This is a genomic window from Psychrobacter sp. AH5 (assembly GCF_040371085.1).
Taxonomy (GTDB): Bacteria; Pseudomonadota; Gammaproteobacteria; order Pseudomonadales; family Moraxellaceae; genus Psychrobacter.
Window position 1 is genome coordinate 153,275 of record NZ_JAMBMT010000001.1, and the last position, 18,279, is coordinate 171,553.

The following is an 18,279-nucleotide window of genomic DNA, read 5'->3' on the forward strand; positions in this document are numbered from 1 at the left end:
CCTATTACACTTTTTCCTATTTTATATTCATATTTTTCAAATTCATCATTAATAAAAGACCAATCCATTATGAGTAACCCTAATTCTAATACCAACCTAACCCAATCCATTCAAGCTGCGCTGAGCCAATTAGAGAATGCCTATAATCCGAAGGATGTCGAGGCTGGCATGTATCAAGGCTGGGAGCAAAGCGGCTATTTTCAGCCGACTTTTGATAAACAGGAGTCTTTTTCTATTGCTTTGCCACCGCCAAACGTCACCGGTAGCTTGCATATGGGTCACGGCTTTAACAATGCCATTATGGATGCTTTGACGCGTTTTCACCGGATGGATGGCGATAATACTTTATGGCAGCCAGGTACCGACCACGCTGGTATCGCCACTCAAATGGTAGTTGAGCGCCGTCTAAACGCTGAGGGCATCAAACGCCATGATTTAACTCGTGAGGCTTTTATCGATAAAGTCTGGGAGTGGAAAGAGGAGTCTGGCGATAATATCACCACCCAAATTCGCCGTTTGGGTAGCTCGGTTGACTGGTCGCGTGAGCGCTTTACTATGGATGATGGGCTGTCAAACGCAGTCAAAGAAGTGTTTGTGCGTCTGTTCGATGAAGGGCTGATTTATCGTGGTAAGCGTTTGGTTAATTGGGATCCTAAGTTTCAAACCGCATTGTCTGATTTGGAAGTAGAAAATCACGATGAAAAAGGCAATCTTTGGCATTTTCGCTATCACTTCACCGACAAAGATACGCGCACCCAAGACGGCAAAGACTACTTAGTCGTCGCCACCACTCGCCCTGAAACGCTACTTGGCGATACCGCCGTCGCGGTCAATCCGAGCGATGAGCGCTATACGCACTTAATTGGCCAGACGATTACTCTGCCTATCACCGGTCGCGTCGTGCCAATCGTCGCTGATGATTATGTCGAAAAAGACTTTGGCACTGGCGTAGTCAAAATCACTCCAGCGCATGATTTCAATGATTATGAGTTAGGTCGCCGTCATAACTTGCCACTTATCAATGTATTAGACGCCCATGCCAATGTCTTGGCGGAGATGGAAGTCTATCCGGATCTGCAAACGCGCGAGCCTAGCTTAGAGGCCACGCCTAGCGATCATGAAGGCAATTCTTATGCCGGCCTTGAGCGCTTTACTGCCCGTATAAAGATGGTGGCGCAAGCGCAAGAAGAGCAGTGGCTTGAGGCCGTTGAAGACTACGCCCTAAAAGCGCCGCGTGGCGATCGTAGTGGCGTCATCGTTGAGCCGTGGCTCACCGATCAGTGGTATGTGGCGGTCAATAAACTTGCAGGCCCTGCCATTGACGCGGTAGAAAATGGCCATATTGAATTCGTCCCCGCGCAATATAAAAACATGTATATGGCGTGGATGACCGACTTGCAGGACTGGTGCATCAGCCGTCAACTGTGGTGGGGACACCGCATTCCAGCTTGGTACGACGATGCGACTGGTGAAATCTATGTCGCCCGCGATGAGGCGGAAGTACGTAGTAAATATAACTTAAGCGACGACGTAAAACTGCGCCAAGACGATGATGTGCTTGATACTTGGTTTAGCTCGGGGCTATGGACCTTTAGTACTTTGGGTTGGGCCGATCCATCTGCCGACAAAAAAGTGCTCGAGACTTTCCACCCAACCAGCGTATTGGTCACCGGCTTTGACATCATTTTCTTTTGGGTGGCGCGGATGATTATGCTGACCATGCATTTTGTCAAAAATGAAGATGGCACGCCGCAAGTACCGTTTAAGACCGTTTATGTCCATGGTCTCGTCCGTGATGGCCAAGGACAAAAAATGTCCAAATCAAAAGGCAACGTGCTCGACCCAATCGATATCATCGATGGTATCGATTTGGAGACGCTAGTAGAAAAACGTACCAGCAATATGATGAACCCAAAAGACGCGGCGAAAATTGAGAAGCAAACGCGTAAAGAGTTCCCTGAGGGCATCGCGGCTTACGGTACGGATGCATTGAGATTCACCTTTACCTCCTTGGCGAGCACGGGCCGCGATATTAACTTTGATCTCAAGCGTGTCGAGGGTTATCGTAACTTCTGTAATAAAATCTGGAACGCCAGCCGTTTTGTACTGATGAACTGTGTCGATAAAGAGGGGAGCGCGCTGCCTATTGACCAAAGCGCGAAGCCTGAGGTGTGGGAGCTACCCGAAAAATGGATTATGAGTCGTCTAAATTCTAGCGTCCAAAATATCCATCAGCACTTTAACCAGTATCGCCTTGACATGGTCAGCCATGATATCTATGAGTTTATCTGGAACGAGTACTGCGATTGGTACGTTGAGCTTGCCAAAGCCAGTCTCAATGATGACTCAGTGACAGACGAGCGTAAAGCGCAAATCCGCTACGTACTGCTACATGTGCTTGAGAGCTCCATGCGCTTCACCCATCCGATTATGCCGTATCTGACCGAGGAGATTTGGCAAACCATCGCGCCACTGTTAGACCGTAAAAACACCGACAGCATCGTCATCGCTGATTATCCGCAAACCGATAGCACGCTGATTAGCGAGCAAATCGAGTCTGATATGGACTGGTTACAAGAGCTGATCGCTAGCGTCCGTAATATCAGAGGCGAGATGAAACTGGGTAACGCGGTGCGCTTGCCTGTGCTACTACAAAATATCTCTAATGAGGAAGAGCAGCGCCTATCGCGCATTGCCAATCAATTTAAGGCATTAGCGAAAGTCGAGAGCTTAACCCTTCTAAAAGACGGTGATGAGGTGCCACTATCGTCATCGAGCATGGTCGGGCAGCTGCGCATCCTCGTACCCATGAAAGGGCTGATTGACCCGACCGCTGAGCTAAAACGCCTGGGTAAATCTTTTGATAAGCTACAAAAGCAAGCCGAAGGTATCTCGCGAAAGCTGAGCAATGAAGGCTTTGTTAGTAAAGCGCCAGCCGAAGTAGTCGATGCTGAGAAGGCGAAACTGGCTGAGTTAGAAGGGCAGCTGACCGCGATGACGGCGCAGATGGAGCAGTTGAAAGCGTTATAAAAAAAGCAGAAGACTAAAAAGACTAGCCTCAGCATCGGAGTTCTTTACACCATAGAAATATGCGATGCATGGGGCAGTGTTCTTTAACGACTTAGCTCGGCGCTCGTCCCTCGCGCAAAAGCAAAAATGTATCTTCATTTAGACATTTTATACCTTAAAGGAATTTAGTATGACAGATAGAGATTTATTAAGAAGATTTTTTACTGCTGATAGGGAAGATGTTTTTTGCGCTGATGAAGTACAAAGATTAAACACTTTGCTATCAAACATGAGTATAAGTGATGTACCTGAAAAAGGTATGAGAGATACTGAAAGCCATCTTATTAGTGTCTTAACTATGAATGCTGTCGACCCTGCTCTTAGAGATCAACTAGAAGAGTTACTAGCAGATATTCAAGAGAGATAGAAGTACATTCACTATTGCGGACTATATGAAGGATTCAATCAATGTTTTTAGAACCTATATATTTAAATGAAGTGATGTTGATGAATTGTGCGTCTTATTTATTTAAAGGCGTTAGTTTAAAAGCTGAAACAGTATCTACTACTGAAAATACTAAAGGTATAGAAGGTCAGGTAGATGGCAATACTGAGGGAGGATTAAATTTTTTAAGTAATATAGCTAAAATTTCAGGGGGGTTAAGCTTACAAGGGAATAATAATAACCTTCAAAACTATCAAAATACGATGGAGAGAAGTATTACGTTAGGTTCTTTGCATATGGAAGTTATTAATACATTAAATAATGAAGGACTCAAAATTGTAGATAATAGTTTTTTAAATAAAAAGCCTTCTACATATGATTATGTTAAGGTCAAAGCTATTTTAAAACCAATAGATTTTTATACTGTTCTAGAGATTTTGAAACTTATTTTACCTCAACTTGAAAAATTTTTTGATTTGGCAGGTGAAACTGTATTTAAGCCTCAAAAAGGTAAAAACCAAAATAAAAAGTTAATCGAAGAAAAAGTAGATAAATATAAAGGTATTGCTAAAGCGCTAGGAGAGCTAATTAAAGAACTTAAAGATGATTACCTTAGTTCAAATCAGTTAGAAATGATTATGACAGATGAGGAAGGAAATCAATTAGGCGTTTTAGATATTGATGTAAAAGGTAAAGAACCAAGTGAAATTAAAGCACAGTTAACAGATGGTGAGTTTATTATTTTTGGAAAAATAGTGAGATATGTTGATGAAGACTCCGAACTTAGTTTAACTCAAAGAAGCTCATTATCTGTAATTACCGATAAACTTAATAAAATAGTGTCTGTAATAAGTCTATTTACAACGAAAGACTCAGATAGTCCAGAAAATCAAGAACAAGATGTAGATATTACAGAGCAGTGGGCTAATCTCACTAGTTTAGGAGAAACTATTTTAAATGAGTACGAATTACTTGAACTTAAAATGAAGGGTCCTGTTATTAGGTTGAAAGCAATGTCAGTTTGTATGTAAAGATTGAACTATATGTCAGTAAATAGGCTAAAGAATGGCATTCATACATCTATTAGCTACTTTAACTTACAACTCACCCTTAGTATCTAAAATTAAGCTTTAGCTACCTAGGGCAAAGTACCGCTACAGCCCAATGCCATAGCGGTTTGTTTATGCCAATAAGATAAAGCAAACAAGTTCGACCACCTTAATACTCGCAAACTAACCATCATGTAGCGAGACTTATAAACACTCCGTACACTCGTTAGTCTTATTAATACATAATATGGTATATATAAATGCTATATTAAAGGCATAATTATATAAGTCTTGAGGTAGTTATGAGCTTGAACTTGTACGTCTTTTTGTGGATTGCTTTTACCTTTTTTACCTTTCTGATTACGGTCAGTAAGATAAACGCTTATCGAGCCGTCGGAAAAAGAGGGGCGACCGAAGTGGACCATGCTGATAGTCATTTCGGTATCGAAAATAGCTTTTATAGAACGGATGCTTCTTGGCACGATATTATCTTTTTTCATGCCTCGGCATCAGGGCTGGCTGCTGTACTGCTGATACTGGTTATCAAAGGTAAGATGTTGTTCCCGGGCACCGAGACCTTTTTTGGTATCGTCGCTCCTGTGGTGATCTTTATTATCAGTATCACGCTACTGGCTTTGGCGTTTTACTTTTTTGCCATCTCTATGCTCAAGCTTGGCACGACGCTCAGTAAGATTAAGATTAATAATAAAGAGATTAAGACGTTTTATGCGACCGCTGGCGTCTTTGTGTACTTCGTCATCTTTACGGTGATTGTGCTGCTATTAGTATAAGCACCTTTTTTGATGCTTATCAATGCGCGGCTAGTTTGCGTAATTATACTAAGTAAAAACCACTTTAGCCTTTGCTAGTAGTGGTTTTTTTATGGGCAGATGGTAGAGGCAGACCGCTAGACATGAAATAACCACATAAAAACGCAAAAACAATATTGAGCCAAATGAGTCTTTGTTGCATGATTATTTTTTTATAAAAATAGCTCTTAAACGCCCACTAGCATTGATGTAATCAATATGACCGACAAAAAAGCCTTTTATTATCGTCCCAAGACCAATCAGTCTAACAGGCCAACGGTGCGCTGGACGTTTGTGATACTAGGCTGGTTGTTTTTTGTACTGGGTATCATTGGCGTAGTATTACCAGTGATGCCGACTGCTCCTTTTATACTACTAGCGGCGGGATGCTGGGCGCGTAGCTCAAGACGTTTTCATTTTTGGCTGATTAATCATAAATATTTTGGCAAATTTGTTCGAGACTGGGAAAAAAATCACGCCGTTCCTCTTTATGCCAAATGGCTGGGTACTATTATGATGGCGCTATCTACTACGATGTTGTTTTTTCGTCTGCCAGATAAAAACCTATGGATAGCTTGGGTTATAGCGGCTGTCTGTAGCGGCGTAGCTATCTATTTATTTCGGCTACCAAACGCCAAATAAGCTTTTATTATCAATAAAAAGAGGCTATTTGTAACCAGTTACACAAAAAGCTATATATTACTTGCGATAGTTGAATACGCCCCTTATAATACGCACAAGCTTAAGAGCAGTTCTGCACCAAATCATTACCTCGTAGTATTAGTTATAATCCTTCGTTTTAATATTTATCGTTCAGTAGCTATTTGCAAGCGTTACCGGTCATGTGACCACCAATAAATTAAAAAGTAGGATTATCGATATGTCAGATACTCAAAAAGGTACAGTTAAGTGGTTCAACGAAGCTAAAGGCTTTGGTTTCATCGCTCCAGAAAACGGCGCAGACGTTTTTGCTCATTACAGCGAAATCACTGGTTCAGGTTTCAAAACTTTGGCTGAAGGCCAAGAAGTTGAGTTCACAGTAACTCAAGGCCAAAAAGGCCCACAAGCACATAACATCGTTGCTATCTAATTTGTCTTTTATAGATGAATAATTAGAAAGTAAAGTGTTAAAAAAAGCGAGCCTTAGGGTTCGTTTTTTTATGTCTGCAATTTAAGATCTGGCTGTCGAGAGCTATCTTTGTAGGGTTTGGTTAGCAAAGCGTAACCCACCGATTATAATGAGCATTAAAAAGCCTACGCTATTTATATAGCGTAGGTTTTTATTTTTGCAATTAGCTTCTGCAAGTTATTAGATAAAGCTAATACCAACATTAATCAGACCGCCGCCAAGCAGTAACCAGCCAAACATGATAGCGCCTAAGATAAGCGGTTTAGCGCCCGCTTGCTTGATAGCGCTTAGATGAGTAGTCAAACCTAGGGCGAACATCGCCATAGTCAGCAAAATATCATCAACCAAGATCATAGTAGCTTCAAAAGTAGCAGACATCGGTAACCACGTGTGCAGCAATACAATCAAAATAAAGATAAAGGCAAACCAAGGGACTTTGACTTGTTTTACTCGGCTCATGATAGATAGCTTTTCGCCATTACTGTCGCCGCTTTTAGTGAGCGCAAACGACAGTATCAATAAAAAAGGCGCAAGCATCATCACGCGAATCATTTTGGTCACCACCGCTGTGTCGCCCACCTCATCGCTGACGGCATTTCCCGCGACCACCACTTGCGCGACTTCGTGAATAGTGGAGCCGGTATAAACGCCATAATCTTGCGGTGAGAGCCAAATTTGCAGCCAGCCTAAATGATAAAGAAAAGGGTAGAGCAGCATGGCAATGGTGCCAAACACCACGACAGTGGCAACGGCAATAGTGACTTTATGCGCCTCCGCTTTGATGACCGGTTCAGCGGCTATTACTGCTGCCGCGCCGCAGATACTAGCGCCTGAGCCAATAAGTAGAGTGGTTTGTTTATCGACTTTTAGCAGCTTAGTACCGATCCAATAAGTCAATAAAAAGGTCGAGCTCAGTACCAAAGCATCACTCATCACAGCTGGCATACCGACGCTAGCTACCTCTGTCAAAGTCAGCTTAAAGCCATAAAACATGATAGCTAAGCGCAGGATCTGAGCTTTAGCAAAACCAACGCCCTCGGCCAAACTTGGTGCAAACTTGGGATAAATAGTATTGCCCAGTACCATACCGATTAAAATAGCTAGCGTTAATGAAGACAGACCGATAATGCGACCGTGACTCCAGACATCCAAGCTAGTGTTCAGCCATAAACAAAATAAGCTACCGATCAGCACTACCATCAACCCGGTGAGATGGCGGGTCCGAGGAATATAATCAGTTACGGCTTGAGCAAAGGTTGGCATACTATGTCCCTAACAGACGTTATAAGTGGTGTTAAATGCTCTTTTATGTTTTTTATTTATAGTCTATATCAGCATTAACTTATGAATAGACATTATAAATAAACCACTCTTATAATAAAAACAGATTGATAAGATAGAAGCTATCTATTTTTTGGGTAAGCCGTATTTGATTCTATATAATAAAATTTACTTATAGGATCTCCTATTTACAGCAGATAAAATTATTTAATATCGCGTAGGGTGTGGTTAGCAAAGCGTAACCCACCCTCTAACCATTAAATACAGCTATAACGACGAGAAACCTATGCAGACTACAGCGCAGACTTTGCCAAAGCTTACTCTTAAGCAGTTAGCCGTATTTGTTAGTATTTATCAGACGGGCAGTACTAGCCGCGCCAGTGAAGAGCTGCATTTATCACAATCAGCGGTCAGCAGCGCTCTAGCTGCCTTAGAGTCGCGTTTGCAGCTGCCCTTGTTTGAGCGGGTGGGCCGTAGTCTCAATCCTCATGCCAATGCTCATCCCATTTATGTACAAGCGCAAGCTATCTTAGGACAGGCTTTAACGCTTGAGCACTATCACAAGCATCAAGCGGGACAGCTGCATATTGGTGCCAGCACCACTATCGGTAATTATGTGCTCCCTGAGCTGGTAGCTAAGATGTATCAGGCGCTACCTAAGGTAAGTATTGAGCTATATATCGCCAACACGCGTGAGGTGATAAGCGAGATTGAACAGCTCAATATCGATATTGCGCTAGTGGAGGGGATGCCAAGGCCTAGCGATAGCAAAGTAATTGAGCAGCGCGCTTGGCGTACCGATACTCTAATGGTTTTTGCCAAAAGGGGGAGTCGGTGGCTGCAAGGGATAGCTCAATATAATAGCGAGGAGGGTAGTTATGAGCTGACCACTGAGCAACTCGCCAAGCTGCCTTTATTGGTAAGAGAAGCGGGCTCAGGGACGCGGCAAATTATCGACGAGCAGCTATTACAGTATTTGCCCCATGCTGAGGTGATTCGGGCGATTTCGCAGTCAGAGGCGATCAAAAACATGGTCAGTGCTGATATTGGTCTGGGCTGCCTCTCGCAGCATGTGATTGACAAAGAGCTTAAGGATACTAGCTTAGTACCTGTAAAGGTCGTAGGGATAGATTTATCCAGAACGTGGTGGCTGGTCTGGCATAAGGCGCGGCATCAAAGTCCGATATGGCAGAGGTTTATTGATATTATTTAAAGGTTTGTTTGTCGGTTAATAGATTTATTAATAACTTAAATAAAAGGTTGTTATCTTTTAACCTCTTAACTACGATTATTAAGCTAAAGAAAAAGCGCAACGTATAATAACGCTGCGCTTCTCTTATGGTAGACCTGATAACAAACTCACTTTTATCATAACACTCGCTATTGATTATTAAGCAGGTTTGTCCAGTCGAACTACCAAGCTGTCACAAGGTACATTAGGCAAAATGTTATCAGCGGTAGCGCCGCTTAGCCACGCGACAATACCGTGACGCTCATGGCGGCCGATGACTAATAGATCAACGTCGTGTTTATGACAGTAATTGACAATGCCTTCGCTGTTGGAGATAGCGGTAGTCACCTCTGAATTCACTACATTTAGCTCATTGCGATCCAAAAACTGTGCGAGCTTTGCCCGCGCTTCTTGGCAGCGCTCATCGTCAATCTCATCATAGAGGCTAGAGGCAGGCACTAGCTCATAGCCGAAGCCGACCATAGTATCTTTGACGATATGTAGCACCGATAGCTTAGAGTTAGGGCGGTTTGAGACAATATGCTTGGCTTTTTGTGCCACGATATCAGCGTCTGGCAAAAGATCAGTAACCAATAAAATATGTTGATAGCTCATAAAGTCTTCCTCGTGTCATATAGCATCTACTATAGCACTACTGATAGCTGCTGTTAAGTAGCTCTCGGCGGTCTTGCAGCGCTTTTATGATAATTTATATTATTGCTTATTTAGCGCTCTTTTATATAGAGGTTGTTTAGATGACTTATATAATACTTTTATAAGTCATACTAATAGATAAATTAGTTCGCGACTGGCTGATCAAGTTTGACGACGAGACTATCGCAAGGGGCGTTGGGTAAGATATTATCTGCCGTTGCGCCCACTAACCACGCAGCGATACCGCGGCGCTCGTGGCGACCGATAATCAACAGATCGACCTCATTATTATGGCAATAATTGACAATCCCTTTGTCATTAGAGATAGCGGCGGTGACCTCAGATTTATAAGCGTGTAAGCCGTTACGATCAAGGAACTCAGCTAACTTGGCGCGTGCTTGTTGCCAATGTTCACCGTCTGTCTCACCTGACAAGCTAGAAGCTGGGACTAGCTCGTAACCAAAGCGTACCATGTCATCCTCAACGATATGCAGCACCGATAATTTTGCTTCTGGCGAGCCCGCGAGGACACGTTTGGCTCTTTGCGCCACGATATCAGCATCGGATAATAGATCAGTGACTAGTAAGATATGTTGGTAGCTCATAAAGACTCCTTGTTATAATCAAATCGCTAAAGGTTTAGGCTTATTAGTTATTACTCCATAGTAACAGTGCGACCAGCCTTTGTTAAGGACTAAATCCATAACTTAATTAGGGTTATTTTTATCAGTTTGCTTAATCTCTAGTAGGATGCTTTAGCAATGCTTGCTACCTTGACTTATCCCCCTCTCAACCCCATCTAGCGCTAACGATATTTTATAATAGTAACTTATAGAAATAATAAGCCTCAAGGATAATTATGACTGACACCTTTACCGCTGATTTGACGCTACATCCAGCGTTTGAGCTACTTGAACATCGCCATATTGAGGCGTTATCTATCGACGTGCTGATCAGCCAACACGTCAAGACGGGCGCTATGCATTATCATTTAGCGCACCCTAGTGACGAAAACGCCTTTTTGGTAGGCTTTCGTACCCAGCCTATGGACTCAAAAGGTGAAGCGCACATCTTAGAGCACGTAGCACTTTGTGGTTCAGCCAAATTCCCTGTGCGTGATCCGTTCTTTTCGATGATTAAGCGCTCATTAAACACCTTTATGAATGCGATGACGGCGGCTGATTGGACCGCTTATCCTTATGCCACGCAAAATAAAAACGACTATTTTAATTTGTTAGAAGTTTATCTTGATGCCGCCTTTTTCCCGAATATTCATCCGCTTGATTTTGCGCAAGAAGGCATTCGCGTTGAATTAGATGAGGACGATAAGCCGCACTTTAAGGGCATTGTCTTTAATGAGATGAAAGGCGCGATGAGCGGCGAGATTGATCAGCTGTATCATACTGTAGCGCATCATTTATTCCCGACCACTACTTATCATTATAACTCTGGCGGTGATCCTGCTGATATTCCTGATTTGACTCATCCTGAATTAGTTGAATTTCATCAAAGCCATTATCATCCGTCTAACAGCGTAATTATGAGCTTTGGTAATATTCCAGTAAGCGAGACGCAAGCGAAGATTCACGAAGATGCTTTGACTCAGTTTGAGGCAGGCAAAAAGCATGTCTCACGCCCTGAAGTGCGCCTATCTGCTCCTATTAGTGCCATCGATACTTATACTGCAGACGAAGCAGGTCCCAATCAAACGCATCATGTCATCGCTTGGTTACTGCCCTCGATTACTGATCCCAAGCAGCGCTTGGCACTGCGCTTATTAGAAGGGGTATTGATTGAGCATGCCGGCTCGCCACTACGCGCCTATCTTGACAGTCATCCACTAGGCACATCGCCAAGCCCCTTATTAGGGCTTGATGATAGCCACTATGAAATGGTGTTTTATACTGGTCTGCGGGGCTCTGAGCCTGAACATGCAGACAGCGTAGAGCAAGGCATTATGGACTTATTGCGCAAGGTTGCAAGCCATCCTATCGATGAGGAAACCATTGAGACTATACTGCATCAGATTGAGATCGATCAGCGTCATATCGGCGGTGATAGCATGCCTTATGGTCTCAACTTAATGCTTGAGGGCTTTAGTACCGCGATTCATGATGGTAACCCTATTGACGTTTGGGAAGTGGACGAACATCTAGCTTGGCTGCGTGAGCAAGTCAAGGATGAGCAGTGGCTGCCTCAGTTAATTAAGACCCATCTGCTGGACAATACTCATCGGGTACGCGTCACTATGGTGCCAGATAGCGAAAAATCAGCGCGTCTAGCGGCAGCTGAGCAAGTCCGTCTTGATACTATCGCTATGAACCTTACTGCTGATGACAAGGCTATCTTGCACAAACAAGCGCTTGATTTGGCCGCGCGTCAAGCCGTGCCTGATGACTTGAGCTTATTGCCCAAGGTCGGTTTGGAAGATATCCCTACTGACATTAGCTTTAAAGAAGGTAGCCAAAAGCAGATAATGTTAAGCGGGCAAGACAGCACGCTGTTTGAATACGAAGCGGGTACCAACGGTTTATATTATTATCAAATCATTGTACCTTTGACGGACGCTATCAATGAAGCCAATGCCGATAAGTTGCCTGCGAATGACGTGATTAATCATCCGCTGCTGCCGATTTATTTGAGTTTATTGTCAGAGCTTGGCACCGATTCAATGGATGCCTATGAGATGCAGGCCAAACAAGCCGCGCATTCCTCCGGCGTCACCGCGCGAGTCAGTCAGCGCACCACCATCGATGATAGCCAAGCGATAAGCAGCTATTTTGTGGTAGCCACGCGCGCACTCAATCGTAAGGTTGAGGCGATAGAGCTGCTCAAAGAGGTGATGGAGCATAGCGTCTTTAGCGAACACGCTCGTATTAAAGAGATCTTGCAGCAGCGTCAGGCCAGTTGGCAGTCGCGTTTGGCAGGGGCAGGTCATGCTTATGCGCTACAAACCGCGAGTCGGGCGATGAGTCGCCAAGCACAATTAGAGTATGTACGTAGCGGCTTGCCTGCGCTCAATGCGCTCAAAGACTTTTTGACTCATGCTAGCGATGATGAGACTATGTGGGATGAGCTTGCGACAAGCCTAATGGCGCTGCATCAGCGTCTAATCAGTCTGCCAAAGCACGCGGTCATTATCTGTGAAGCGGAGCAAACCGAGCGCTTGAGCAAGCTAATTGTTGAGAGCTGGAAGGATAGTGATGCGTCAAAGTTTGACGCAAATTCTAAATTGAATAATGATAATATCCCAAGCGAGTTTACTCAGCTTGAATTAGATCCTACATTAAATGGTGAGACTGATACGGTAAAAGCGCTAGAGAGTGATGCTATTGTCGAAGATTTGGCTTGGCTAGTGGCGACCAACGTTTATCACAACGCTAGTGCTTATAGCGTGCCAGCGGCCGATCATCCGGACACCGCAGCGCTGATGGTACTAGCGCCATATCTGCGTAATGGCTACTTGCATAGTGCTATTCGTGAGAAAGGCGGCGCTTATGGTGGTGGGGCCGGTTATGACGCCAATGCTTGCGCCTTTAAATTCTTTAGCTACCGTGATCCGCACTGCGTAGAGACCTTTGAGCACTTTGAGGCCAGCATCGACTGGTTATTGAATGAGCCGCAGACTGACGAGCAGTTAGAAGAGGCTATCTTAGGTATCATCTCGGGTATGGATAAGCCTGGCTCTCCTGCTGGGGAGGCGATAAAAGCTTGCTTTGCCAATCTGCATAACCGCGGGGAGGAGTGGCAACGTAAGATGCGCGCCTCGATATTGGCGGTGACGATTGAGGACTTACAGCGCGTTGCCAAGCAATACCTGCAAGGACAAAAGCACGTGCGGGCAGTATTAGCGCCTTATGATAAGGAGCAGAAGGTTAAGGAGCTTGGCTTTAAAGTATGCAAGATAAAAAGCTAGCCTTATCTAAAGCGCAAAAAGCCAAGCAAGGTGCTTGGCTTTTTTATGTTAACGAGAGAATCTGTGTTTTACGCTTATTTTAATAACGCTTGATACTCTTATCTTTATCGATTTGATCTTGGTGGATAGGGAAGTCTGCGCGCTTATCAAAGCGTTTACGATCGGCAAAGTAGTTTTTTAGCGTGCGCTTAACCGCTTCAAATGCAATCTTATCCCAAGGGATATCCTCTTCTTTAAATAGCGCACTATCTAAGCTCTCAGAGCCGATACCATAAGCGCCGTCTTTTAGATCGGTGAGATAAATAATATAGATCTGACCGATATCTGGTATGTCATAAATACAATAAAGCTGCGGATTGATCACCACCGCATCGGCTTCTTCAAAGCTCTCGCGCGCGGCGCCCTCAGCGATAGTCTCGCCGTTTTCCATAAAGCCTGCTGGCACGGTCCATAGACCATATTGTGGCTCGATGGCGCGGCGACACAGCAGCACTCTATGCTCATGCACCACTAATGAGCCACAGATCACTTTTGGGTTTTCGTAATGAATGTAGTTGCAATTGGGGCATACCAAGCGCGGCATATTATCCGTAGCAGGGATTTTGCGCTCAGCTTCATGACCACATTCGAGACAATATTGCATAACAGCTGCCTTGTTGTATTTAAAAGGTGACAAGCTTAATAAGCTCTTATTTATTGTTGTTATTTATAGTGACTATAAATAGTAAATGTAAATAGTGACTATAATTAAGACTGTTAAGATAGCATATATTTTACTGATAAAAAGTAGCGATAAGGGTAATGACTCAATTAAGGCACAAAAAAATACTAGGGTTTATGCAAATAGCTATCTATATATAGTCCATAAACACTAGTCTGCTGAGTCATTAATAGCGACGTTGTGACATGCTAATATGGTTGTTTACGAATTAATGAATATAAAAAACGCTCTATAAAATAATAGGTAATAATAATGTCGATAGCCTTGCAGTCTGCAAATTTTGATAACTTGTCAGTGGCGCTGCCTTCTTTTATTCGTCATCCTACGCTCAGGCAACTGGCTGAACGAGTGCAGTATGAGACTTTGAATACGCTAGTATCTCCAGAGTTGATGCTCGCTCAAAACGATGAGCAGTTAGGTCATTATAGTGAGTTACATAGTCAGCGTATCTTACAGAGTCTATACCAGACGCCTATCGCTGATGCTTCGGTATTGGTAGCGATTACTCGTGAGAGTCGGCCTAAACTATTATTGACTCGCCGCGCTGATCACATGAATAGTCATGCTGGTGAAGTATCTTGCGTTGGCGGTAAGTATGAGCTTGGCGATGGTAATAACGTGGTCACCGCCCTGCGTGAAGCTTGTGAAGAGACCGCGCTACCGCCCAATAAAGTGCAGCTACTGGGTCAATTGCCTATTCAAACCTCAAAGAGCGGCATGAGTGTTCGCCCTATTGTCGCGCTTATTGCGCCAGATTTGCCCTTAGTGCCAGAGATGGGGGAGATCTCACGTATTTTTTGGGCAGATTTTGAGACGCTAATTACTCAGCCTACTATTGAATACGCGATAGATTACACCATGCTTGAGCAAACCGCAAAGATAGTAACGCCAAGTTGGGAGGTGGATGGCGAGACCGTTTGGGGCTTAACGGGTAAGGTGATTGCTAATCTGTTAGAGACCGGATTTGATCGGCGGCTCGACTGGTATTATCGAATCCAAAATACAGACATAGAGTTGGATCGTTAATGGTTTATATAATAGTTATTGTTAATTATTATTTATAATAATTGTCATTTTTCTTTAGCCACCAATTCATATTATCCTGACGCTTAGCCCGGAACTGCTCAAGCTTTTCTGCGACATTACTATTATATTGCCGCGCAGTATCGAGGGCGAAAAGAATAGGCACCGAAGAGAGTACCCCAAAGCGTATCTTCGACTTTGGCAGATCAAGACCATCACCGATATCATCGCCGACCAAGGTACGGGTGACACTAGCATTAACCATCTCCACAAAACGACCTTTGCGATTATCCTCACCCATGAGCTGACGCGGCAAATCATGGAGCGCTTTTGCTAATGGCTGTCCCATCTCAAAATCAAGCTGTTGAATAGATAGGTAAGTATATAACCACTCCCAACAAGCGACTTCAGTCTGTGGTAAGCGCTGCAAATCCACTCCCATCCAGTAGCTGGCAAGATTCCATAAGTGCAAGATGCCCTCGGCTTCTTCATCACTGATACGCGCGCCTAATAGCTTAAGCCCGCGCATAATAAGCAATGAGAATTGCAAGTGCGTGGCGATCATATCGGTCTGATTGATAGGAAGACCCCAATACTCACTATTCCAGCTACCATCGGCATTATGATGCTGATAGCTATCCTTAATAATGCCATCGGCTGCCATTAGCTTGCCCTTGAGTAGATTTTGGCGTACTAAAGTATGAATTTGCCGCACTTTGATAGACTGCCGCCAACCCTCAGAGCCAATCGCTAATACTTGTGAGATAGGGGTTTTATTTTGCAAGCTATCATTTAATTGCGGATGCTCAGAAACCGCTAGAATATAGGCATAAGTGCGCATCAGACGTGGTAGCGCATCATGCATTAATGCCCCCGTTTGAATCAATGGTAAGGAGAGGGCAGGGATACTATAACCAGCCATTAGCGCCACATTACGTAGCAGCCAAATCAGCATGAGCGGATAACGACGATAGGCGATAGCGCCAATCTCAGCCAGCTTTGGATTAAACCAGTCTGGATGAGTGCTAAATTGCTCAGTCATGGCCATAAACGCAGGATGCTTGATGTCTGCAAAATCGCTAAGCTTTAAGCTATAGTTCTTTAAACCATCATCCAAAATCAATTGCTGTAAAGGCTTGGCAAAGCGAATACCATCAGCCGCTAAGCTATCAGCAAGCGGATCGCCAATATCATAACCGTCGACTATTTCTGCCAATAAAGTAGGCGAGATTGTAAAGTCTTTGGGTAATAAATAGCGTTTGATGCGCCTTAGAACCTGCAAATCACTATGATCATCGATAGCAGTGGTACGACCATGGCGTTGATAGTTGATATGGTTGAGAGAATGGTCGTTACCAGTAAAGTTTTTTGAGCGAGGTTTTTTTATCTTCATCTGCATAATCTACCATGATAACCAGTCGCGTTTAATAGCTAATTACGTTTAATAGCTAATCGCGTTTAATAGCTAATCGCGTTTAATAGAAAGTATAGCAGTTATAATCAAAAAGATAAGCGAGTATTAAATGCTAGTCTCATACATTAGTGACGAGACCAGCATTCATTCATCAAGCGCTAACTTTATAAAAAAGGAGTGATATCAGTGACGAGTTAAGTCAACAGAGGTGCTGCTGACGTTCTCTTTTAAGGTCACTTTGAGCATGATGTAGCCTGCGACACCCGAGACGATTGAACCCATAATGATACCTAAGCGCTCGTCGAATAGCGGTGAGCCGCCACCAAAGGCTAAGCCGCCGATAAATAGGCTCATGGTGAAGCCGACGCCGCACAATAAAGCAGCACCATAGATTTGCTTGAAGTTCATCCCATTAGGCATTTTTGAGATGCCAAGTTTGAAGATTAACCAGCAAGCTAGCATCACCCCAAGCTGTTTACCAATAAATAAGCCGGCGGCGATACCTAACGGCACTGAATGGAAAAGCTCAGCGAAGCCTGCGCCCTTTAGAGAGATGCCTGAGTTGGCAAAAGCAAATAGCGGTAAAATGCCGTAAGAGACGGTGTTTTGTAGATCGTGTTCAAGCTCTTCTAGCGGTGAGTGCTCAGGATCGGTACGATCAAACATGGGGATAAATAATGCTAGTACTACGCCAGCTAAAGTGGCGTGAATACCAGATTTAAGCACGGCAATCCACATGATGACGCCAACCAAAATATAGGGCGTGATGCTAGTGACGTTACGGCGATTTAATAAATATAATATAGGTAGGCAGAGACCGGCGAAAGCTAATGAGCCAAGCGAGAGCTCATTGGTATAAAACAGCGCGATGATTAAGATTGCGCCAATATCATCGAAAATAGCAATCGATACCAAAAAGACTTTTAGGGAGTTTGGAACACGGCTACCCAGTAGACTTAAGATCCCTAACGCGAAGGCAATATCAGTTGCTGCCGGAATCGCCCAACCTTTCCAGTACTCTGGGTTATTGATGTTAAACAAAATATAGACGATAGCCGGAAAGATCATCCCGCCAATAGCCGCGCCTGCAGGTAAGATAATCTGTTTGACGTTTGAGAGCTCGCCGATTAGGACTTCGCGTTTGAGCTCAAGGCCGACTAAAAAGAAGAATATCGCCATCAGACCATCATTAATCCAGTGATGCGCGTCTTTGGCAATGGCAAAGTCGCCGATTTGAATGGCAACAGGAGCATGAATAAAGGCTTCATACCAAGTGTTGAGTGGCGTATTAGCAATAATCATCGCAGCGATAGCCGCTAGCGCTAGAATAATTCCGCCAGCTGCCTCGAATTCAAAAAACGCTTTAATTCTCTTTATTGCCATTTTATCCTCATATTCCAAGTCTAATCAGTAAACCAAAGCGCTATCTTACGTCTCAAGCGTAATAGGCACGTAATCTTATTATTTATTCCCTGCAAACTTTGTTATAAACTTTTATATCAATCCATGATATATAATTTATTTATCTGATAAAGCTCTTTTATTAGCCTCTTTTGAGTCTCTCATAATTTTATCAATATGCCCAACAAAAAGTTAGG

Annotated in this window: 15 protein-coding genes; 9 read left to right on the forward strand and 6 right to left on the reverse strand. The window is 43.7% G+C overall.

What is annotated here, in order from left to right:
* Nucleotides 1-69 precede the first annotated feature (69 nt).
* The 6 genes from M0N77_RS00655 to M0N77_RS00680 all read left to right on the forward strand — a co-directional run bounded on the left by M0N77_RS00655 (nt 70) and on the right by M0N77_RS00680 (nt 6,402).
* Complete coding sequence (locus tag M0N77_RS00655) at nt 70-3,030, forward strand: valine--tRNA ligase (RefSeq protein WP_353102590.1); 2,961 nt, start codon at nt 70-72, stop codon at nt 3,028-3,030.
* A 169-nt stretch (nt 3,031-3,199) separates the two neighbouring features.
* Nucleotides 3,200-3,436: a hypothetical protein gene (locus M0N77_RS00660; RefSeq protein WP_353102592.1), complete on the forward strand. Its 237-nt coding sequence runs from the start codon at nt 3,200-3,202 to the stop codon at nt 3,434-3,436.
* A 41-nt stretch (nt 3,437-3,477) separates the two neighbouring features.
* Nucleotides 3,478-4,485, forward strand: coding sequence for a hypothetical protein (locus M0N77_RS00665; RefSeq protein WP_353102594.1), 1,008 nt, complete (start codon nt 3,478-3,480; stop codon nt 4,483-4,485).
* A gap of 320 nt (nt 4,486-4,805) precedes the next feature.
* Nucleotides 4,806-5,294, forward strand: coding sequence for a hypothetical protein (locus M0N77_RS00670; protein WP_353102596.1), 489 nt, complete (start codon nt 4,806-4,808; stop codon nt 5,292-5,294).
* A gap of 237 nt (nt 5,295-5,531) precedes the next feature.
* Entirely contained in the window at nt 5,532-5,954 is a 423-nt protein-coding gene (locus M0N77_RS00675; protein WP_353102598.1) for a YbaN family protein, read from the forward strand.
* A gap of 238 nt (nt 5,955-6,192) precedes the next feature.
* Nucleotides 6,193-6,402 (forward strand): cold-shock protein, encoded by a 210-nt coding sequence (locus M0N77_RS00680; protein WP_192524164.1) that lies wholly within the window; start codon nt 6,193-6,195, stop codon nt 6,400-6,402.
* 219 nt (nt 6,403-6,621) lie between these two features.
* Here the strand turns inward: M0N77_RS00680 and M0N77_RS00685 are convergent, their stop codons facing one another.
* Nucleotides 6,622-7,704 (reverse strand): YeiH family protein, encoded by a 1,083-nt coding sequence (locus M0N77_RS00685; RefSeq protein WP_353102600.1) that lies wholly within the window; start codon nt 7,702-7,704, stop codon nt 6,622-6,624.
* A gap of 304 nt (nt 7,705-8,008) precedes the next feature.
* Between M0N77_RS00685 and M0N77_RS00690 the strand changes: the two genes are divergently transcribed.
* A complete protein-coding gene (locus M0N77_RS00690; protein WP_353102602.1) occupies nt 8,009-8,935 on the forward strand; it encodes a LysR substrate-binding domain-containing protein in 927 nt (308 codons plus the stop codon).
* Between the two features lie 177 nt (nt 8,936-9,112).
* Here the strand turns inward: M0N77_RS00690 and M0N77_RS00695 are convergent, their stop codons facing one another.
* Both M0N77_RS00695 and M0N77_RS00700 read right to left on the reverse strand, forming a co-directional pair.
* Complete coding sequence (locus M0N77_RS00695; RefSeq protein WP_353102604.1) at nt 9,113-9,568, reverse strand: universal stress protein; 456 nt, start codon at nt 9,566-9,568, stop codon at nt 9,113-9,115.
* Between the two features lie 182 nt (nt 9,569-9,750).
* Nucleotides 9,751-10,212: a universal stress protein gene (locus M0N77_RS00700; RefSeq protein WP_353102606.1), complete on the reverse strand. Its 462-nt coding sequence runs from the start codon at nt 10,210-10,212 to the stop codon at nt 9,751-9,753.
* Nucleotides 10,213-10,466: 254 nt separating this feature from the next.
* Here M0N77_RS00700 and M0N77_RS00705 point away from each other — a divergent pair, with 254 nt between their 5' ends.
* Entirely contained in the window at nt 10,467-13,523 is a 3,057-nt protein-coding gene (locus M0N77_RS00705; RefSeq protein ID WP_353102608.1) for an insulinase family protein, read from the forward strand.
* A 79-nt stretch (nt 13,524-13,602) separates the two neighbouring features.
* On the opposite strand, the gene M0N77_RS00710 is transcribed toward M0N77_RS00705, so the two are convergent.
* Nucleotides 13,603-14,166, reverse strand: coding sequence for an NUDIX hydrolase (locus M0N77_RS00710; protein WP_353102610.1), 564 nt, complete (start codon nt 14,164-14,166; stop codon nt 13,603-13,605).
* Nucleotides 14,167-14,496: 330 nt separating this feature from the next.
* Here M0N77_RS00710 and M0N77_RS00715 point away from each other — a divergent pair, with 330 nt between their 5' ends.
* Complete coding sequence (locus tag M0N77_RS00715; RefSeq protein ID WP_353102612.1) at nt 14,497-15,270, forward strand: CoA pyrophosphatase; 774 nt, start codon at nt 14,497-14,499, stop codon at nt 15,268-15,270.
* A 28-nt stretch (nt 15,271-15,298) separates the two neighbouring features.
* Here M0N77_RS00715 and M0N77_RS00720 read toward each other — a convergent pair whose 3' ends face one another.
* Nucleotides 15,299-16,660, reverse strand: coding sequence for an oxygenase MpaB family protein (locus M0N77_RS00720; protein WP_353105538.1), 1,362 nt, complete (start codon nt 16,658-16,660; stop codon nt 15,299-15,301).
* A 204-nt stretch (nt 16,661-16,864) separates the two neighbouring features.
* Nucleotides 16,865-18,064, reverse strand: a complete 1,200-nt coding sequence (nhaA, locus tag M0N77_RS00725; protein WP_353102614.1) for a Na+/H+ antiporter NhaA — start codon at nt 18,062-18,064, stop codon at nt 16,865-16,867.
* Between the last annotated feature and the right edge of the window lie 215 nt (nt 18,065-18,279).

Coding starts and splice junctions, on each gene's coding strand:
- M0N77_RS00685 (WP_353102600.1), bottom strand. CDS start 7,704: ATGCCAACCTTTGCTCAAGCCGTAACTGATTATATTCCTCGGACCCGC.
- nhaA (WP_353102614.1), bottom strand. CDS start 18,064: ATGGCAATAAAGAGAATTAAAGCGTTTTTTGAATTCGAGGCAGCTGGC.
- M0N77_RS00665 (WP_353102594.1), top strand. CDS start 3,478: ATGTTTTTAGAACCTATATATTTAAATGAAGTGATGTTGATGAATTGT.
- M0N77_RS00705 (WP_353102608.1), top strand. CDS start 10,467: ATGACTGACACCTTTACCGCTGATTTGACGCTACATCCAGCGTTTGAG.
- M0N77_RS00695 (WP_353102604.1), bottom strand. CDS start 9,568: ATGAGCTATCAACATATTTTATTGGTTACTGATCTTTTGCCAGACGCT.
- M0N77_RS00720 (WP_353105538.1), bottom strand. CDS start 16,660: ATGAAGATAAAAAAACCTCGCTCAAAAAACTTTACTGGTAACGACCAT.
- M0N77_RS00690 (WP_353102602.1), top strand. CDS start 8,009: ATGCAGACTACAGCGCAGACTTTGCCAAAGCTTACTCTTAAGCAGTTA.
- M0N77_RS00710 (WP_353102610.1), bottom strand. CDS start 14,166: ATGCAATATTGTCTCGAATGTGGTCATGAAGCTGAGCGCAAAATCCCT.
- M0N77_RS00675 (WP_353102598.1), top strand. CDS start 5,532: ATGACCGACAAAAAAGCCTTTTATTATCGTCCCAAGACCAATCAGTCT.
- M0N77_RS00655 (WP_353102590.1), top strand. CDS start 70: ATGAGTAACCCTAATTCTAATACCAACCTAACCCAATCCATTCAAGCT.
- M0N77_RS00670 (WP_353102596.1), top strand. CDS start 4,806: ATGAGCTTGAACTTGTACGTCTTTTTGTGGATTGCTTTTACCTTTTTT.
- M0N77_RS00660 (WP_353102592.1), top strand. CDS start 3,200: ATGACAGATAGAGATTTATTAAGAAGATTTTTTACTGCTGATAGGGAA.
- M0N77_RS00700 (WP_353102606.1), bottom strand. CDS start 10,212: ATGAGCTACCAACATATCTTACTAGTCACTGATCTATTATCCGATGCT.
- M0N77_RS00715 (WP_353102612.1), top strand. CDS start 14,497: ATGTCGATAGCCTTGCAGTCTGCAAATTTTGATAACTTGTCAGTGGCG.
- M0N77_RS00680 (WP_192524164.1), top strand. CDS start 6,193: ATGTCAGATACTCAAAAAGGTACAGTTAAGTGGTTCAACGAAGCTAAA.